Source organism: Faecalicoccus pleomorphus DSM 20574 (genome assembly GCF_000420345.1).
GTDB lineage: Bacteria > Bacillota_I > Bacilli_A > Erysipelotrichales > Erysipelotrichaceae > Faecalicoccus > Faecalicoccus pleomorphus.
The window spans coordinates 1-18809 of record NZ_ATUT01000002.1 but is presented as its reverse complement, the minus strand read 5'-3'; the positions used below and the strand labels follow the sequence as shown (position 1 = coordinate 18809).

At 39.8% G+C, this 18809-nt stretch carries 15 protein-coding genes, 2 tRNA genes and 2 rRNA genes; 3 read left to right on the top strand and 16 right to left on the bottom strand.

Features of this window, described 5'->3' with window-relative positions:
• Window positions 1-4: 4 nt before the first annotated feature.
• The 3 genes from G413_RS10645 to G413_RS0101665 form a co-directional block, all read right to left on the bottom strand.
• Window positions 5-694 (bottom strand): GDSL-type esterase/lipase family protein, encoded by a 690-nt coding sequence (locus G413_RS10645; RefSeq protein ID WP_022789214.1) that lies wholly within the window; start codon window positions 692-694, stop codon window positions 5-7.
• A 123-nt stretch (window positions 695-817) separates the two neighbouring features.
• A tRNA-Thr gene (locus tag G413_RS0101670) sits at window positions 818-893 on the bottom strand.
• Window positions 894-955: 62 nt separating this feature from the next.
• The gene (locus tag G413_RS0101665; RefSeq protein WP_022789213.1) at window positions 956-2230 is read right to left on the bottom strand and encodes a hypothetical protein; all 1275 of its coding nucleotides are present in this window, start codon (window positions 2228-2230) and stop codon (window positions 956-958) included.
• Between the two features lie 101 nt (window positions 2231-2331).
• Here G413_RS0101665 and G413_RS0101660 point away from each other — a divergent pair, with 101 nt between their 5' ends.
• A complete protein-coding gene (locus G413_RS0101660; RefSeq protein WP_027968982.1) occupies window positions 2332-2577 on the top strand; it encodes a hypothetical protein in 246 nt (81 codons plus the stop codon).
• A 39-nt stretch (window positions 2578-2616) separates the two neighbouring features.
• A tRNA-Leu gene (locus G413_RS0101655) sits at window positions 2617-2700 on the top strand.
• A gap of 40 nt (window positions 2701-2740) precedes the next feature.
• On the opposite strand, the gene G413_RS0101650 is transcribed toward G413_RS0101655, so the two are convergent.
• The 10 genes from G413_RS0101650 to pulA all read right to left on the bottom strand — a co-directional run bounded on the left by G413_RS0101650 (window position 2741) and on the right by pulA (window position 15296).
• On the bottom strand, window positions 2741-3115 hold the full coding sequence (locus G413_RS0101650; protein ID WP_022789211.1) for a DUF3795 domain-containing protein: 375 nt from the start codon (window positions 3113-3115) through the stop codon (window positions 2741-2743).
• A gap of 69 nt (window positions 3116-3184) precedes the next feature.
• Entirely contained in the window at window positions 3185-3550 is a 366-nt protein-coding gene (locus tag G413_RS0101645) for a hypothetical protein (protein ID WP_022789210.1), read from the bottom strand.
• 9 nt (window positions 3551-3559) lie between these two features.
• Window positions 3560-4288, bottom strand: coding sequence for a Fic family protein (locus G413_RS10640; protein ID WP_022789209.1), 729 nt, complete (start codon window positions 4286-4288; stop codon window positions 3560-3562).
• 120 nt (window positions 4289-4408) lie between these two features.
• Window positions 4409-4678 carry a DUF2500 domain-containing protein gene (locus G413_RS10635; protein WP_022789208.1) on the bottom strand — a complete coding sequence of 90 codons (270 nt, stop codon included), beginning with the start codon at window positions 4676-4678 and terminating at the stop codon, window positions 4409-4411.
• Between the two features lie 121 nt (window positions 4679-4799).
• Window positions 4800-6587 (bottom strand): ABC transporter ATP-binding protein, encoded by a 1788-nt coding sequence (locus G413_RS0101630; protein WP_022789207.1) that lies wholly within the window; start codon window positions 6585-6587, stop codon window positions 4800-4802.
• Entirely contained in the window at window positions 6577-8310 is a 1734-nt protein-coding gene (locus G413_RS0101625) for an ABC transporter ATP-binding protein (protein ID WP_022789206.1), read from the bottom strand. The genes G413_RS0101630 and G413_RS0101625 overlap by 11 nt, the downstream gene beginning before the upstream one ends.
• Window positions 8311-8359: 49 nt before the next feature.
• Window positions 8360-10387, bottom strand: a complete 2028-nt coding sequence (locus G413_RS10630; RefSeq protein ID WP_022789205.1) for a ribonucleoside triphosphate reductase — start codon at window positions 10385-10387, stop codon at window positions 8360-8362.
• A 10-nt stretch (window positions 10388-10397) separates the two neighbouring features.
• The gene (locus G413_RS0101615) at window positions 10398-11540 is read right to left on the bottom strand and encodes an anaerobic ribonucleoside-triphosphate reductase activating protein (protein ID WP_037614301.1); all 1143 of its coding nucleotides are present in this window, start codon (window positions 11538-11540) and stop codon (window positions 10398-10400) included.
• 68 nt (window positions 11541-11608) lie between these two features.
• Complete coding sequence (locus G413_RS0101610) at window positions 11609-13120, bottom strand: IMP dehydrogenase (protein WP_022789204.1); 1512 nt, start codon at window positions 13118-13120, stop codon at window positions 11609-11611.
• 76 nt (window positions 13121-13196) lie between these two features.
• Entirely contained in the window at window positions 13197-15296 is a 2100-nt protein-coding gene (gene pulA / locus G413_RS0101605; RefSeq protein ID WP_022789203.1) for a type I pullulanase, read from the bottom strand.
• A 93-nt stretch (window positions 15297-15389) separates the two neighbouring features.
• Between pulA and G413_RS0101600 the strand changes: the two genes are divergently transcribed.
• Window positions 15390-16757 (top strand): class II fumarate hydratase, encoded by a 1368-nt coding sequence (locus tag G413_RS0101600; protein WP_022789202.1) that lies wholly within the window; start codon window positions 15390-15392, stop codon window positions 16755-16757.
• Between the two features lie 95 nt (window positions 16758-16852).
• Here the strand turns inward: G413_RS0101600 and cls are convergent, their stop codons facing one another.
• The 3 genes from cls to G413_RS0101585 all read right to left on the bottom strand — a co-directional run.
• On the bottom strand, window positions 16853-18337 hold the full coding sequence (gene cls, locus G413_RS0101595; RefSeq protein ID WP_248664871.1) for a cardiolipin synthase: 1485 nt from the start codon (window positions 18335-18337) through the stop codon (window positions 16853-16855).
• A 141-nt stretch (window positions 18338-18478) separates the two neighbouring features.
• Window positions 18479-18592, bottom strand: a 5S ribosomal RNA gene (rrf, locus tag G413_RS0101590).
• A 54-nt stretch (window positions 18593-18646) separates the two neighbouring features.
• A 23S ribosomal RNA gene (locus tag G413_RS0101585) occupies window positions 18647-18809 on the bottom strand; the annotation flags it as partial.

Here is an 18809-nt window from a genome sequence, read left to right as displayed (position 1 = left end):
TCATTTACTTCAAATATTCCTGCAGGACCTCGGCGACGACCTGATAACCCATATCGCTCAAATGTAATCCATCGACTGTATATTGTGTCTGAAGATTTCCCTGCTCATCCTGCAATTTTGCATACAGATCAATATATGTAAGATCCTTTTCATTACAGTATTCCTGTAACTGCGCATTGATATTTTGAATCGTTGCATTGGATCGAACACCTACCGCCGAACTGACAGAAGCATTGACTGGATATAAACTCTCTACAAATATTTCAGCTTGTTTACGATTTGTTTGAATCTCTTCGATGATCTTTTCTATATTTTGTACGACTGCCTCTTGTGGCTTGCCATCTCTTAAATCATTGGTTCCAATCAATAAAAAGATCTTGGATGGATTATAGTCATAAACTCTTGTCTTCATCGATGCCAAAATCTGATCGGTCGTATTGCCCGCAATACCACTATTCACAACCGGCTGATTTGGAAAATAAGTCTCTAAATCAAAATAATCCGTTAAAGAATCTCCCAAAAACAAATAGTTATCCGGTACGACCTGAACTTCTTTTTCCACTTCTTTGGTTACGATCTTTTCTTTTGTGAAAAAACCGAATGCGATACCAATACAAAGAATCAAACTGAGTACAGTTCCCATACACAACACGATATATAAACTCTTACGGATACGAATTCCTTGTTTTGCCATATTATCCTCCATTTCCTAAAAGTATAGCATGATTCATATTGTCTTTAAAATCCTCGTTTTTCGCCAGCCATTAAAAAAAACAAGGAATGTCTATATACTTACATTCCTTGTTTAAAAGCTAACTGGTGCCGACAGCAAGACTTGAACTTGCGACCTACGCGTTACGAGTGCGTTGCACTACCAACTGTGCTATGTCGGCGATTGCTCAACTATCATATCATACTTTTGAAAAAAGTACACAGATAAGTTGAGTTTTTTTTGTTATTGAGCGCTATCAATCTGTGATTGAAGACTGGCAATCTGTGTTTCCAGACGTGTGATTGTCTGGTCATTGGAAGAAATCGCAGAATTCAATTCACTGATGCTGGCAGAGTCCCCATTTGCTTGTGCTGTCGCAAGTTCTGTACGCAATGTCTGTCCATATTCTTCATAAGAGGCCAGTTGGTTTTGTAAAGATTGTAATTGGCCCTGTAAAGAAGATAATGCCTGTTGTTGCTGCGCCGCTTGCTGATCCGCCGCTTCTTTATCCTTGCGGATGTTTTCTAGAAGCTCAGTAAAGCCCATATCCGCATTGGCTTTGGACATATCATCAATACGCTCCTGCAGCTTATCCGATAATTGTGAATAAGCACTTTCTAAATCCAATAATTGGTATTGTTGAGAAGCACTTAAAGAACTCCAGCTTGTCAAAAGAGAAGTAATTCTTTGATAAGGACCATTAGGATCCGTACCAATTTCATCTCTCATTTGTTGTAATTCTTTTACCAAACTGGTATATGTTTTACCTGTCTGCTCTTTAAAATAATCGTTGATTTCTTCTTTCTGTGTTGCGTTTAGACGATCGTAATCTTCATCCATATCCAATAGTTCAAATCGCTCTGAATCCGACATTAAAGTAGCATCGCTATCAAGATCACTTCCATATTCATCAGCATAGCTAACCAGCTTGTCATAGGACTTCTGCATAGCTTCCGTTACAATATGTGCCGGATCCCAAACATAGATCTTATAAGCATAGCCGCCCAAACATGCCAAGAATAAAACCACTACACCGGCAATAATGGCAATCTTTTTCTTAGATCGTTTTTTCTTGACCGGTTTCTCTTTTTTCTTGGTGGTATGTGGTACCCCTTTGGCATTTGATTTATTTAAATCCACTTTTAGCTTAGTACGAATCGTTTGATCCTGATCGTATTCATGTAAAGCTTTGGCAACCGTATTGACATCAAAAGACTGTGTTTTTAACTCTTCGATCGAAGATGTTGTAAAATCATCATCCTCTTCCTGAAGCTGATTATAATAAAAACGCTGCTCTTCTTCGGCAATGGTTGATTGTCCTCTTTCTTTTCGAAGCATATCTAAAGCCGAAGATAAGGTTTGTTCAGCTGCTTTTCTTTCATCTTCGTTTTTTTCTTTTGTTTTATCTATCGTATCGGATCGATTGGCATAAATGGCCATATCCGTTTTTTTATCCAGTAAAGCTTTGGCAAAATCGTCAATTTCTTCTTTTTGCACTTTGTTGTTCGGTTTTTCCATTTCATTCCTCCGGTGCCTATATCATAACAAATACAGTTCTTAAAATAAAGGCAGTATCACTTTCCTTGTCAAAAGAAAAGACATTACGCTATAATAAAGGCATGAAAAATGAAAAGATTATCAAACAAATTGCACAGCCTATTTTGGAGCAGTTAGAAAAATATGAAAAACAGTTCGGTAAAACAGAATTCAGATCGTTACCCGAAATTCATTTTGTTTTGGATAAAACACATGATGGACCTGTCATGATAGAAGATATCGAACTTACAGATGAGTTGTTGGAAGAACTGGAAACTTATATTCAGGAGCAAATTGAGGCCAAACACAAGCCTACAATTTTACATTGATTTTTTAAAAAGGTTCTGCTATTATATTAAAGCAGTCTTGCGGGCGTGGCGAAATTGGCAGACGCACCAGACTTAGGATCTGGCGCCTTTGGCGTGGGGGTTCGAGTCCCTTCGCCCGCACCAACAAGTAAAAAACGGACAGAATGTTCTCTGTTCGCTTTTTTTATCTCTTTCCTGTTTTTATGAAATTGATCAATGCCTCTACATCATCAAAAGCATCATAATCCCCATTTATTCCCTCACGATGATAGACAACTCCCATTTTCTCATTTCTTTCCAGACAATCTAAAAGCGTATCTTCACCATATCTTTTGGCAAATTCTGTAAAAGAATAGGATTTTATTTTAGACAACAAGCCTTTTTGACATGCTTCGCTGCATTCATAACAATGTTTGATTCCTTTAGATATCGAACACTTTCTGTTCGCACACACATCCTTATCCGGACACTGTCCTGAATCACAACCTGCACAACTTATATTTTCTGAACATAGACAACATGCCAATCCACAACGGGCAATTCCTAATTCTCGTTTCATAAAACCAGCTTTCCTTCCAGTCAAATGTGTAACCGATAAAGAATCTATACCATGTTTCTACAAAGATAATCAAACAGTTGCACATTCGATTCTCTTATCGATTTTTCTCTTCAATAGTTTTGCTTTCTTTACGTCTTCTCTATACCAATCCGTATTCATACCGGTTTTACGATCTGAAATATAAGCTGCTTTGATCGAACCATCCTTTAAAAGAATCTTTAGCCCTACATAAAGTCCGGGTCCTCCAAAGAAAGTAAAGAAAGAAACTCCACCTAACACCTGATGTAAGAAAGGTTCTGTCTTTCCTTTAAAGTTCGCATCTTCATTTAAAATAGATACTTTTTCTATATCTTTATATGAAATTGTACATTTTGTACCGATTAGAATCTGTAATTCCTGTTTTGTATCATCCAATAGAATGCATTCTTGTTCCATAATGAACCTCTATTCTTCTTTGGATAAAATTTTATCGATTTCTCTTTCAAAATTGATTTGTTCTTTCTTGAAAAAATCCATCAATTCTTCTAATTGCTCATTTTGTGCTTTGTTTAAGGCATCTTTATAAGTATCTTTATTGGCTGCATGTATGATAAAAGGAACTTGCTTGCTTCTTAAACACTCTTTGATCAAAAGAATTCGTCCGATTCGACTGTTTCCTCCCTGAAAAGGCATAATTGCTTCATAAGCGGCATGAAAACGTGCCAGACTTTCCAAAGAGTGCGTATCTCTTTCATTATATGTATTGATCAAATCATCCATTCTTTGGGTAACCTTTTCCCATTCGCTTTCTTCTCTTTCTTTTTGTCTGTGATATTCGCCGGCATAGGAGCCTTTGCGTACATCCTGGCTGCTGCTGTTTCTAAAACACAGGTGATATTTTTTGATTAGATTATTGGAAACCGAATTGTTTAAAGTCTTCAACATTTCATCAAACATCACAAAATGACCAGTCGTTTCTTCAATATCAACCAAACGAATACTATTATCATCCGGTATGATCTCTCCACGTGTAAAAATGGAAGCGACTTGTTTTCGTGTCAATGTATTGCCTTCGATTTTATTGGACTGATAGGCGGTTTCGATCTGCATCCATGCATATACTCCATCTTTTTGATTGGCTTTCTGTCCCTCTAAAAGCCTTTGAATCAATTCTTCTATCCATTCTTTTCGCATCTTCATACTCCTTTTGCCATCGTTTCATCACAAATCATAAGCTTTTTATTAAAGTATTCGACCAAACAATTGTTTTCGAATACTTTCGCGTCACCATAAAACAAAACATATCAGGCTAGTTTATTGTGTTACAGGATACCAGTCTTTAAAAGAAATCAGTTCATAGCCCTGATAAGTTAACTCACTTTTGACACCTGTGGGAATAGTCTGATATCCAAAGGCATCGATTTCAAATGTCAACAATCCTTTCTCTGTCTCAAACTGCAGCTCATAGATCGGTGTAGCTGAACTGCTTGTCACAGGATTGGGATGATAAGAATGTACGGTTTTCTTGACCAAAGTTGCCTCTACTGTAGAAAGTGGGCAATGATTGATTGTATAGCGTTTCATAGTAACCCCTTTCATTTATTTTCAAAAAGTTTCTTTTTTTACATTATATGGGTCTTTGTATTTTTTTACAATATACTTTATGAAATCTTAATCTAAAAAAGTCCAGAAATATTTCTGAACTCTACTCTTCCTGTTGGGCAAACTGTGAATGATATAGCTTTTCATAGATGCCTTGTTTTTCTAACAGACTTTCATGGGTTCCTTGTTCTACGATATCACCATGTTGTAAGACAAGGATCAAATCAGCATTTTTGATGGTCGATAAGCGATGGGCAATGACAAAGCTGGTTCGATTTTTCATCACTCTTTGCATAGCCGACTGTAACATCTTTTCCAGGCGCGTATCCACGGAACTGGTGGCTTCATCTAAAATCAAGATTTGGGGATCCTTTAAGATGGCTCTGGCAATCGTTAAAAGCTGCTTTTCTCCCTGTGAGATATTATTGGCTTCTTCATTTAGCTCCGTATCATAGCCATGCGACAAGGTACGGATAAAATGATGAACATTGGCCATTTTGGCGGCTTCGATGACTTCATCCTTACGTGCGCTTAAACGACCATAGCGAATGTTGTCATAGATCGTTCCATGGAAAAGCCATGTATCCTGCAAGACCAGCGAAAATAAAGATCTTAGATCTTCTCGTTTAAAATCGCGTATATCTACCCCGTCAATCTTTATGCTTCCGCCTTTCACATCATAAAACCGCAACAACAGATTCATGAGTGTTGTCTTTCCGGCACCGGTAGGACCGACGATCGCAACCATCTGTCCGGCTTTGACATCGATATTGACATCCTTCATCAATAAGTCTTCATCATAACCAAACTGGACATGTTCAAATTTCACATCCCCTTTCATGGTATCGACTTCTTTTACTTCTGTTTTTTCTAGTGGTTCTTCCTCTTCTGCCAACATACCGAAAATTCGATGCATACCCGCAAAAGCCGATTGTACCTGTGAAGATAATTGGGAAATCTGCGAAAGTGGATCATTGATCTGCCAGATATAGCGGATAAAAGCCTGTAAGTTTCCTACCTGCAGTTTTTGTTCAATAACCAGTACACAGCCAAATACCGCAACAGCTCCAATGGCTAAATACGTACATAAGGATACTAATGGAGAAATCAGACTGGAAACAAACTGGGCCTTGAAGCTTGCTTTACACATCTTATCATTGACATCCTGAAATATCTGAATGGCATCCTGTTGTTTCCCATAGAGAATGATTTCATTAAATCCTCCATACATTTCAGTGATCGTTCCATTCAGCTCCCCTAATGTATTTTGTTGTTTTTCAAAGAGCTTTTGCGAATGAGAGACAACGACTTTTGTAATGATCAATGAAAGTGGAATGATCAATAAGGCAATGGCAGTCATGACCGGATTGATCATCAACATCATCGTAATTACGAAAATAAATGTCAAAACGGCACCGAATACTCTGGTCAATGCTTGTTGAAGCGCATTGCTTAAGGCATCGACATCATTAGTCACACGACTTAATATATCTCCAAAGGCATGATCGTCAAAATAGCGTACCGGCAGTCGCTGGATCTTTTTTTGTAACGCATTTCGTACATCGTGCATCGTCATTTGAATCGCATCGGTTAAGAAAAAAGCTGTGATGAGTTGGGAAACTGTCTTGATCACATATAATCCCAATAAAAGCAGCATAATGCCTAAAATGGTTTCAAAATGCACATGGGCACCGGGCACTCCTTGAATGATATCCATCGCATCCTGCATCAAAGAGGTTGTGATCATCCCTTCTACTGTCGGATTTAACGCAAAGGATAACTGTGTCAAAACGATCATCAAGATCGCAATACTCAATTTAAAACGATAGGGTTTCATAAAATGAAGAAGAGCTTTTAGACAATCTTTTGTCTTGATGGTTCTATTTTCCATAAGTCAGTTCCTCCTCACTTAACTGCGATAAGGCTATTTCCTTATACACCGGACAATTTTTCAACAATGCTGTATGCGTTCCATAGCCTACGGTCTTTCCCTCATCCAGTACAAGGATATGATCGGCATTCATGATCGTAGAAACTCGTTGGGCGACGATCATCATGATGGAGTCTTTGATCTCCGGCTTTAAGGCTTTACGAAGCTTGGCATCGGTCGCAAAATCCAGGGCAGAAAAAGAATCATCATAAATGCAGATCTGTGGATGTCTGACAAGGGCACGGGCAATTGAAAGACGCTGTTTCTGTCCCCCGGATACATTGGTGGCCCCTTCTACGATCCTTTCTTGAAACTGTTCCGGTTTTTCCATGATAAAGTCATAAGCCTGTGCGACATGCGCTGCTTTTTCGATCTCTTGTTGACTCGCATGTGCATTGCCGAAGCGAATATTTTCTTCTATACTTCCTCGAAATAAGACGGCTTTTTGGGCAACATAACCGATACAGGCACGAAGCGAATCGATTTTATACGATCGAATATCCCTGCCATTAATACGAATACTTCCCTGACTCACATCATAAAAACGGGGTACCAGAGAGATCAATGTACTTTTTCCTGAACCGGTCGAACCGATAAAGGCAATCGTCTCCCCTTTTTTGACACTAAAGCTAATATCTTTTAAAACCGCTTCTTCCCCATCCGGATAGGCAAAGGTCACGTGATCGAATTCCAGGGAATCTACATGTTCTAAATCTATGGCATCGTTTTGTTCTGTAATCTCGGATCGTGAATCAAAGATGGCACGAATTCGTCTAGCAGATACACTGGCTCTTGGATACATCATAAAAACGGTACAAAACAACATGACCGACAACATCGCATGAAACAGATATTCCATAAAGGCAATCAATTTACCGACTTGTAAGGTATTGGCATCGATCATGCCGGCCGCTACATAATAGATCGCCAAAGCGGCCAAATTCATCACAAAGAAAAACATGGGTTCCGTACTGGACATCAGCTTAAATAACTTTCGAGACTGATTCATGAAAAAGCGATTTTCTTCATCGAATCGTTTGGATTCGTAAGCATCGTTATTAAAAGCACGAATTACACGGATACCGGTCAGATTTTCACGAAAGATGCGGTTGAGTCTATCCAGTGAACCTTGTTGTTTTTCACTGATGGGCTCCGAAAAACGACCGACCAGAATAACGCCTAATATGATCAAAGGAATCGTAGAGGCAATGATCATGGAAAGCTGCAGATTGGATTGAATCGTCAATGTAAAGCTGACAAAAAACATCACCGGTGTAAGTAAAGCCGTTCGCAGGATCACATTTAAAAAGACCATAATTTGATACGCATCATTATTCGTTCTGGTGATCAAAGACGATACGCCAAACTCATTCATCTGGGCATGTGAAAAAGTCTGTACCTTTTTAAATACATCGTTTCGAATATCTCGAGTCACTGATGTGGAAATCTTGGCACAACAATATCCCAACAGGATCGTTCCACATACACCGATCAAGGCAATGCACGCAATGATCAGACCCGTTCGAAACAAATACTGGCTATCCTGGCGCAGCACGCCTTCATCGATCATATCGGAAATCAATGTTGGAATACCCAATTCAGCCAGTGCAAACCCAAAGATGGATACAATATTCAACAACACCAGAAATTTATAGGGTTTTAAATAATTGATGATCAATTTCATTGTTTTCCTCCTTCTCATTGGCAAAAAAGAAGAGGTGCTCATTCGCATCTCATTCTAAAATATAAGGATGTTGGCGGATAAAATCCTGTCGGACCTTTTCATTTTGAAAATTAACGGGATGATAATACCCTGCCATACGTGCCCACACCGTACATTCTTTCTCACATTGCGGGCATTGTTTGACTAAGCCGGAGATATAGCCGTGATCCGGACATATCGAGTACACCGGCGACAACATAAAATCATAGATAGAAAAATGTTTGATGATACTTTGTACCAGCGTTTTAACAGCTGTCGTATCTTCCATGCCTTTAGCCATCGGTATGGAAAAAGAAACTCCACCGTTATACAGAGACTGAATCGTTTCCTGAATCTGTAAAGAAGAAAAAAGATCTTCCTCATTTTCCAAAGGCATCTGGCTCGAATTGGTATAAGATACAATACCGGCTGTTTTCATATCAGGATAAAGATCTTGATCTTTTTTCGCAAAGCGATACGATACGCTTTCTGCCGGTGTAGCTTCCAGATTATATAGACAATGCGTACTTTCCTGCTGCTTCATCAAAACATCTCGTATATGCGATAAAACTTTACGGGCAAATTCCTGCGTGCTCTTATGCCCCATATCTTTTTGAAGCCATTTGGCATTGATACCGGCTTCATTCATACCTACGATTCCAATCGTGGAAAAATGATGTTCAAAGCTATCGATGTAACAGGCTGTATAAGGATACAAGCCACTGCGAAACAGCTTTGTCAAAACTTGGCGTTTGATCTGTAAAGAACGACAAGATAAAGCTAACACTTCATCTAATGATCGGAAAAAACCAGTTTCATCCTCTGCCAGCCACGCCAGCCTTACAAGATTGATCGTAACGGTACCGATGCTTCCTGAGTTTTCCGGATAGCTGTAAAAGCCCGGCTTGTAGTTCCAATGTTTTGGATTCAGTGGTCGATAGGGATCCCTTTGAACCATCGATGCGTTTACAAAGTATGGCATACCGTACTTACCGGCACATAGAAAGAGATTTGTGTAGCTTTTCTCTTCAAAATCAAAGTTTTTATCCAGCAAGACTGTCACGATTGGAAAAGGAAAACCATTTTGTTTGGCATCCCCCTCCAGTAGAATCGAAAAGAAAGCTTCCTGAATGATATGCATTTCCTTTTGGCATTGTCCATAGGTAAAATCCATCTGTTTGTTACCTACCCAGGCTTTGGTATCCTTTAAAGCCTGCGGTACCTGCATATCAAAAAGCACGTTACTAAATGGCGTTTTCGTTCCCCAGCGTGAAGGGATATTCACACCGTATATAAAAGCCTCCAGAGCTTTCTTCACATCGGAAAGTGAAAGCTTTTCTTTTTTCACATAAGGAGCCAGGTACGTATCAAAGCTTGAAAAGCTTTGCGCACCAGCCCATTCATTTTGCAGGATGCCTAAAACATTGACCATCTGATTACATAAGGTCATCAAATGCTTTGGCGCTTTAGAATGTACCTGACCTGGCATACCGGTGATACCCTGTCTAATCAACGTCAACAAAGACCAGCTGGCACTATCCCCTGTCAACATATCCAGATCATGAATATGGATCAAGCCGCTGTTATGCGCTTCCTTGATCGTGGCATCATAGACTTCACTCAACCAGTAATTTCTGGTGATGGCACCGGAATTGGATAGTATCAAACCACCAACAGAATATAATGAAGGCTGATCCAGAAGCTGTTCTTGTTCCACATCATCCAGATAGGCATCTACAATATTCTTATAATCCAACGTCGTATTTTCGATGCGACGAATGTTCTCTCTTTGTTTACGATACAAGATATATGCTTTGGCCACCTCTGTATAACCGGCCTGAGAAAGCACACGTTCCACACTGTCCTGTATGTCTTCAACAGAGACGATATCGTTTTTGATCTTTGGTTGTACATCCGCGCTGACACGTAATACCAGCAGATCAAAGATTTGTGGGTCATAAGCCATCTTGCAGGAATCAAACGCTTTTTGAATCGCATTTACGATCTTGGCGATCGCAAAATCTACGATGGTTCCATCTCTTTTTTCCACCTTCAGCATACAACCCCTCCTATCGTATCTTTACATTAGGTATATAGACTTCCAACTCTTTTTTTATCTTATTCAATTCTTCTCGGGTATAACCATGATATCCTTTTTGAATGACCGTTTCTTTCTCTTCAAAAATATGCAGTTCCAAGCTAGGCGCCGGCTGTAGCCATTTGGCCATAGCAACCAGATCCTCTGGTGTATGAAACTCATGCACCGGTGTAATCACAAATACGCTTTCTATCTTTTCTGTATTTAAAAGACGTATCGATTTTTCAACTTCATGAATCTCATATGTTTTCAATCCAATCGTTTCCCCATATTTTCCCGGAACATTTTTAATATGCATGACAACTCGATCCACTAATTTTTGTTCAACCAGGCTTTTTAAATGTTCAAAATACGAACCATTGGTCATCAAATTGATGAAAAATCCCATCTGTTTTACTTTTTTTAAAAAAGGATCAAGCTCTGTATGCATCAAAGGTTCTCCACCGGTGATTGTTATCGAATCCAGCATATCCTTTCGACTCTTTACGTATTGTAAGATTTCTTCCTGAGAATAGCTGATGGAATCCTCTTTTAAAAAAACCAGATGTGATTCATTACAAAAAGGGCAGCGATAGTTACAGCCCCCTGTGGCGACAATGGTTGAAACCTTGCCCGGAACGCTTTGAAAGCTAAGCTTCTGATGTTCAAAAAAAGAAATCGCATTTAAATCGGCTTTCGCAAATTCCTTGGCGGAAGCCGCCATATTTTTATAAAAGTTGGAGAAAGCTGCCATATCTTCTTTAGGAATGGAAGAACTGATATGCCGCCACCAGGAAGTACGGATCGCATAGACCTTGCTCATGATACCTCTTGCTTTAGCCGTTGTATAAAGTTCTTTGGCCCGTTTATCCTTTTTAGATGGCTGTACCCGAATATATCCCATTTCCTCCAGCTTCTGTACCTGCTTGGTAATCGTCCCCTTGTCATAGCCGCCATCCTGGGCAATCTGCTGCTGAGAAATGCCTTCATTTTCATAAATCAGAATCAAGATCGGGAGCTGTGCATAGGTCAATGAAATGCTTTGAAGCATTTGATCATAATACTTTTGTGTACTTCTATATAAGATGCTGATATCCAACAATAAATCCGAACTATTTTGAAAATCTCTATTCATGGTCACACTATAACAGAGTCTTTTTGAAAGTGCAACCGACAACAAAAAAAGGGTTTTACGCCCTTATATTACTGTGGTTTGGCATCAAAACTTTCATCACGTACCACAACGTCATGTGCACCGCCTTCAACGATACTTGTGCTGGAAACCAAAGTCACTTTGGCATTCTTCTGCAAGTCAGGAATCGTCAGACATCCACAGTTACACATCGTATGAGAGACTTTAGAAAGGGTCAAACCGACATTTTCATGAAGTGTTCCCGCATAAGGCACATAGGAGTCAACTCCTTCGACAAAGCTCATCTTGCCTTCTCCGCCGACATCATAGCGCTGCCAGTTTCTGGCACGGGCACTTCCTTCGCCCCAATATTCTTTCATATAGTTTCCATTGACACTGACCAAATTATTCGGTGCTTCCTTAAAGCGTGCAAAATAACGTCCCAACATCACAAAATCCGCACCGAAGGCTAAAGCCAACGTAATGTGATAATCGTGTACGATACCACCATCAGAGCAAATTGGAATATACACACCGGTTTCTTCAAAGTATTTGTCACGGGCCTGTGCAACTTCTAAAGTTGCCGTGGCCTGTCCACGCCCGATCCCTTTTTGTTCGCGGGTAATACAGATGGAACCTCCACCGATACCGACTTTGATAAAGTCCGCTCCGGCTTCGGCCAAAAAGCGGAATCCCTCTTCATCGACAACATTTCCGGCACCGACTTTAACACGATCACCATAAGTATCGCGGATCCACTGTAATGTCTTTGCCTGCCAGCAGGAATATCCTTCACTGGAATCAATACAAAGTACATCGACCCCTGCCTTTACCAGAGCCGGAACACGTTCCTGATAGTCACGGGTATTGATACCGGCCCCTACGATATAGCGTTTTTGGTCATCTAACAATTCATTGGGATTTTCTTTATGCGATGCATAGTCCTTGCGAAAGACAAAAGCTTTTAAGCGCTGCTTGTCATCAACGACCGGAAGCTGATTCAATTTATGATCCCAGATCAAATCATTGGCCTCACTTAAGGTAATGTCTTCCTTCCCTACGATCAGCTTATCAAACGGTGTCATGAATTCTTTGACTTTTGTATCTAGGTCCATACGACTGACACGATAATCACGGCTGGTTACGATGCCGACCAATTTACCGTCCGCTTCGCCATTTTCCGTCACTGCCATAGTGGAGTGGCCTGTTTTCTTCTTTAATTCGATCACATCTTTTAAAGTAGCTTCCGGGGAAATATTGGAATCACTGCCGGTAAAACCGGATTTTGTTGCCTTGACCTTGGCAACCATTGCCGCCTGTGATTCAATCGACTGGGAACCATAGATGAAACTAACGCCCCCTTCACGTGCTAAGGCACAAGCCATTTCTTCACCGCTGACGGCCTGCATGATGGCTGATACCATAGGAATATTTAAATGAAGTGCCGGTTCTTCTCCTTTTTTAAACTTAACTAACGGCGTACGAAGATTCACGTTATCCGGTGTACAGTTTTCATCGGTATAACCGGGAATCAATAAATACTCACTAAATGTTCTGGATGGTTCTTTACAAAACTTTGCCATGGTTTCCTCCTCTTGTCTTTACGCATTATTGAAACTATTTTATGTTTTGATGATGAACAAGTCAAGTGAATTCGTCTTAACTCAATGTACAAACGACAACACAATACGGAGCGATCCCTACCCGATAAGTCGTGGCCGCATTGATATTTCCATTATCAAATAAAATCGACAGCTTTTGATGCGAATCGTATGTAAAATGTTCCGAAGTCGGATTAAAGAAACAAAGACAGACATCCTCTTTACACTTTGCCTGATAGACCAATACTTTTCCATCGATATCACCAAAGCTAACATTGGCTTCGATCTCTTCTTTTGTAGCCAGGCGAAAACATGGATGCTCTTTACGAATTTTGATCAACAGCTTGGTATCCACTACGATCGGCATATGCTTATTGCGCAGGTTGTAGTCGATATGATTATAGTGGTCGCTGCGATTGTAGCTGTTTCCTAAATTATACTTTGTGCAGCCAAATTCCTGACCGGCATGAAGGAAAGGAATTCCCTGTGCTAAGATCACCAAAGCATTGGCCAAGGTTTGTCGCTGCATCAAGACCCCTCTGGACTCATGTTGACAACACACACTGTTTTTATCCCACAGCGTATGGTTGTCATGGCACTCCACATAATTGATAGCTTTTTGCGGCGAATCAAAAAGATGATCCAGGCAACCGCCACCCAAACATTGTTGCATAGAATTCAATAACCCGGTATCGCCATTGGAATAACCACAAATTTCCAAATCTCCATTGGAACCGCGACATGTTTCCCGAAAACGATCACTGAAATGACCAATCAATGGCATATGTTCCTGATTCAACATCGAAGCTCTTAGATGTTCCGGCACAAAGCTAGGCATATTCCAACCTTCTCCATAGATCATAAAATCCGGCTTCAGTGCCCTACACTTCTCGGCAATTTCATTCATTAAGTTATAATCCAAAATTCCCATCAAATCAAAACGAAAACCATCCACATCAAACCACTCTACGATACGAAGACATGTATCTACAAAATATTTGCGTGACATCGGTGGTTGCGTATCAATATCATTTCCACAGAAAGAGCCGTTACTGAACTCTCCTTCCGTATCCATCAAAAAATAATAGTTGGGAACCAGAATTTCCAACGGGTACTTTTCTTTGGTATATACGTGATTAAAGACCAAATCCAGATTCACCTTCAAGCCCGCCTGATGACAATCCTGTACTAAATGAGCCAGCTCTTCAATTCGTTTGGTCGCATCGGTGCAATCGGTCGAATAACTGCCTTCCAGGGCCCGGTGATGGACCGGATCATAGCCCCAATTGTAAAAGATATCTGTATAGACCTCATCCACACTGCCAAAATCAAACACCGGCAAAAGCTGAATGTGGCTTACTCCCAAAGATTGAATATAGCTAAAGCCTGTACTCATGGACTTTGTTGTGATGTTTTCCTCGGTAAAGCCTTTAAATTTGCGTGGATGCTTCACCCCGATACCTGGTTCGGATGTCATATCACGAATACTGGCTTCATAAATAATCGCATCTGTATTCGATCGCATCAAAGGTACTTTCACCTTTTTAGGGAGCTTTACATTTTCAATGGATTGCACAACACTATATTGCGTATTGGGACCACAGAAAGAATTGTACGGATCCACCGTTTCTTTCCAAGTTCCGTTAGCTCGCACCATAAATGTATAATGTGCATTTAAAAGGTCTTTAGATACTGTTGTCTCAAAAATTCCTTTTTCTTTACGCTCCATTTCAATCGTTGATTTTTGTCCATGATCATCCAGTCGCAACAAAATTTGATAAGCTACCGGGGACCATAAACGAAATACAGTACACTCCTTTGTGTAAAAACAGCCAAGATCAATATCTTTTACTTCATATTCCTGATTAAATCGAATCGTTTTGACGATATGAGAATACTGACAGATCGTTTTTTGACAATGTTCATCATAAACGACATATTCTTCTCCCATGATCAGCGGTTCTTTTAAGGACAATACATATTTGGTATAACCGTTTAAAAGATCCTGTTTATGATCAATATTTAAATGAATGATACGATCACAGGAATCCTTTAAATGAAAAATACGGGAAGATCCGTTAAAAAAGTTTTTTGACATATAGACTTTCAAACAATTATAGTCGTCAAAATATGCCTCGTAGTCTCGTTCCATTCGCATACTATCTCTTCCTTTTCACTTTAAAACCACACCCATTTTAACATAGAACCCACCTAAAAAAAATGTTACACTTACTGTATTGGAGGTCCTATTATGTCAGAATACAGAATTGAAGAAGATGTACTGGGGAAAGTAAAAGTACCCGCTGATAAATACTGGAAAAGTCAAACACAGCGCAGTCTGGAAAACTTTCCGATTGGAAAGGAAACCATGCCAAAAAGCTTGTTGTATGCATTTAGCTTGTTAAAGGAGGCTTGTGCCAAGGCTAATGCTTCCTATGGAAAGATCACCCAGGAACAATGCGATGCTATTTGCCACGTATGCCAACAAATTCAGGAAGGCCAATATTTGGATCAGTTTCCGTTACATATTTGGCAAACCGGCAGCGGTACCCAGACCAACATGAATTTTAATGAAGTGATTACCACTCTGGGAAATCTTTGGGCTCATGCCACGATCCTGCATCCTAACGACACTGTCAACTGTTCACAAAGCAGCAACGATACCTTCCCAACGGCACTACATATGATGCTGGCGCAAAAGACAAGAGAAGAACTCTTGCCTGCCTGTCAAAAAATGGTTGATCAGCTTCAAAAACTGGAAAAAGAAAATGAGGGTATTATCAAGATCGGACGTACCCACTTACAAGATGCAACGCCACTCTATTTTTCACAGGAGCTTAGCGGCTATCGTTCCATGATCGAACACAGCATGCGTCAAATTCAAGAATGCCTGCCATTTGTGGATGAACTGGCCATCGGCGCAACTGCAGTTGGAACCGGAATCAACTGTCCAAAAGATTTCGATGAAAAGATTTGTGCGATTTTAAAAGAAAAGACCGGCATTGATTTTAAGCCGGATCCCAATAAATTTCATGCACTGACCAGTAAAGATGCCTGTGTGATGTTGTCCGGAGCATTGAAAGGGTTGGCATGCAACTGCATGAAGATTGCCAATGACATTCGCTGGCTGGCTTCCGGTCCACGATGTGGCATACATGAAATTGAAATTCCAAGTAATGAACCAGGAAGTTCGATTATGCCCGGTAAAGTCAATCCGACACAATGTGAGGCTTTAACGATGGTCGCTGTACAAGTCATGGGAAACGATACTACAGTTGGCATTGCCGCTAGTCAGGGAAACTTCGAACTCAATGTTTTTATGCCGGTCATCGCCTATAACTTAGATCAAAGCCTTCAATTACTCAGTGATGCGATCGATTCTTTTACAAAACGCTGTCTTGTCGGCTTAAAGGCTGATCAAAAGACAATGGATGAAAACCTTCATCATTCTTTGATGTTGGTGACATGTCTAAATCCGGTAATCGGATATGAAAAAGCAGGAAAAGCAAGCCAATATGCATATCATCACAACTGTTCTTTAAAAGAAGCAATCTTACATCTTGGCTATCTAAGTGAAGAAGAATTTGATCGTTACGTCGATCCTAAAAAAATGTTATAGAAGCATGAGATACAGTCCTTACAACTGTATCTTTTTTTTCTGCTGAAAAATAAAAAGATGGAAACCACAACAAATTTGTGATCCTTCCATCTTTTCTATAACATCGGACCAAATATTTTTAAGATCTTTCTAAATTCTCGAACAAAGAAGTTCACATTCTCACATTCTTGCAGGGTTACTTCATGCGATACTTTAAAGATTTCTTCAAAATCTTTCTTTATATCTTGAATACAAAGTGTATCACGCATATAGATTCCGCATTCATAATGAAGATAATAAGAACGGAAATCCATATTTACCGTACCTACCAAAGCACTTCGATCATCACTGACAGCTACTTTTCCATGAATAAAGCCCGGTGTATATTCATAGATCTTGACACCTTTTTTGATCAAGGCATCATAGTTCGCCTTTGTGACCTGATAGACCATTTTTTTATCCGGAATAGCCGGTACGATAATGCGAACATCCACACCATTACTAACCGCAAGCTGTAAACTGGAAACCATTTCATCATCCAAAATCAAATACGGTGTAGAAATCCAGAAATAATCACAAGATGTATTCAAAAGGTTTAGCTGCATATACTTTCCGGTATAATTTTCATCTGTTGGAGAATCACTAAAAGGTATGACATAACCTGGTTCATTATAAGTAGCCTGTAAATCTTTAGAAAGCACGAATGGAGCATACGGTGTTGGTTCCTGGGCCTGATAATTCCATATTTGTAGAAAAGAAACCGTAAAAGTTTCAACAGCGGCTCCCTTGATACAAACTCCCATATCCTTCCAATGTCCAAATCGTTCTCTGGTATTGATATATTCATCGGATATGTTACAACCACCGGTAAAAGCAACTTTTCCATCGACAACTAAAATTTTGCGATGGTCGCGATTATTCATCTGCATAGCAATTTGAGCCTTCATAGGATTAAATCGATGTGTCTTTACACCACGTTCATTCAACCATCGATCATAATGAGCCGGAAGATAGGTAATCGTACCAAAATCATCATAGATCAATCGTACATCAACTCCTTCACTGGCCTTATCCATTAAAATCTGCAAGATCGTATCCCACATTACACTTTTATTGATAATAAAAAACTCCATAAAGATATAGATCTTAGCTTGGGATAATGCTTCTAAAAACGCCTGATACTGTGTTTCTCCGGAAGGAAAGTAAGTTACATGACAATGATCATACACAGGAAAATAGCCATTTGACCATGCCAAAGTAACCATCTTATCCAAAACAAAGTCATTTTTTACATTCTGCATGACCTGTATGCTTTGTTTGGCATAACGCTGATAATCTCGATTTGCCTGTCTATCTTTGATCATCAGAGCCTTTGGAATCTTTCTGGCTCCAAACAGAACATACAACAATCCCCCAAAAACCGGCATGAACATGATTACTAAGACCCACAAGAGCTTGCTTGATGAATCAGAATCACGATTAATTACCTGAACACTAACAAAGAAACTTAAAATAACTAATAATAGATAAAAACCAAAGAATCGTCGGGATAGCCATGTGATCAAAAAGGCAAACAACCATAATTGAATTAAAAAAGCCATAGCGATAAAAAAAGGCTTTGATTTAATAATTCGTATATATTTATGCATAATTCTCCTTATATGAAGCATATTTTAGCATAACGAAAAAAAAACTCAAGTTCACAGACATGAGTTTAAGAAAATCTTAAGAAATAAAAAAAGACCCGGCAACGTGCTATCTTGGCAGGGGCAGGCCCAACTATTGTCGCCGCTGAAGTGCTTAACTTCTGAGTTCGGTATGAGTTCAGGTGGTTCCACTTCGCTATCGTCACCGGATCATTCTTTTGAAGGATCGCTCCCTCAAAACTAAACAACATGCTCAAGACATCTCTGATTAAGTCCTCGACCGATTAGTACCGGTCAACTCCGTGTATCGCTACACTTCCATCTCCGGCCTATCTACCTTATCGTCTTTAAGGGGTCTTACTTCTTGCGAATGGGAGATCTCATCTTGGAGTAGGTTTCGTGCTTAGATGCTTTCAGCGCTTATCCT